Here is an 804-nt window from a genome sequence, read left to right as displayed (position 1 = left end):
TGGGCGTCGCCGTGTCTCTCCGCCGTTCCGCCCAGTCCCATTCGCCGGCACCGGGGCTACGCCGCCTGCCGCCGCGCCGCCGCCTAATCCGAGCTTGCGGCTGGAGCCCAGCCTCGGCGTGGTGGTGATAGAGTTCCGCAACGGCTCGGACCAGGTCCAGCGCAGCGTGCCGAGCGAGCCGGAGCTGCAGGCCTACCGTCTCGCGCAGCGCATTGGCCTGAAGCTCGAGGGCTCAGTGCCCGGCTGAAGCGAACAGACGCCCGTAGCCCGGCCGCGCATGCTTCACACCGGCGACGCGCAGCGCGTTCCACGCCATGGCGGAGGCCGCCGAGAGCACCGGCTTGCCCAGGTCATCCTCCAGCGTCTGCAGGGCTGATATCGTCGGCATGCCGGTGCCGCTGAGGAACACCGCCTCCGCCTCCGGCCGATCGACGGCGCGGGCGATGGCATAGGCGCGCTCCTCGTTCTCCTCGTAGATGTTGCGGACATTCGCCAGCGCGCCGTGGCTCACCACCTCGATGCCATGCGCCTCCAGATGCCGCTTGCCCTGCAGGGTCGTGGCCTCGGAATAGGGCGTTCCATAGGCGACCTTCTTGCAGCCCAGCATCTCCAGCGCCGCCAGCGTGCTGCCGAAGGCGGTGATGAAGCGGGCGCCGGTCAGCGCCTCCATCTCGGCCACCAGCGCCGCTTCGCGCTCCTGACCCAGGGTGTAGCTCGTCGCGGTATGGGCCAGGACGATGACGTCGGGCGACACCATCGCCAGCAGCTTCACCGCGGCGGGCAGGCTGGCGACCTGGCTGAGGT

2 protein-coding genes are annotated in these 804 nt (G+C 70.3%); one reads left to right on the top strand and one right to left on the bottom strand.

What is annotated here, in order from left to right:
- A partial coding sequence (locus AC1DWF_RS33555; RefSeq protein WP_476842816.1) for a hypothetical protein occupies window positions 1–247 on the top strand: 247 nt, incomplete at its 5' end.
- On the opposite strand, the gene AC1DWF_RS33550 is transcribed toward AC1DWF_RS33555, so the two are convergent.
- Window positions 233–804, bottom strand: a 572-nt coding sequence (locus AC1DWF_RS33550) for a maleate cis-trans isomerase family protein (protein ID WP_476842815.1), incomplete at its 5' end; no start/stop codon positions are given. The two genes, AC1DWF_RS33555 and AC1DWF_RS33550, sit on opposite strands and share 15 nt — an antisense overlap.

It is taken from the genome of Aminobacter sp. P4_D5 (genome assembly GCF_056401815.1).
The sequence above is the reverse complement of the archived record's forward strand: the minus strand, read 5'-3'. Positions and strand labels throughout refer to the sequence as shown.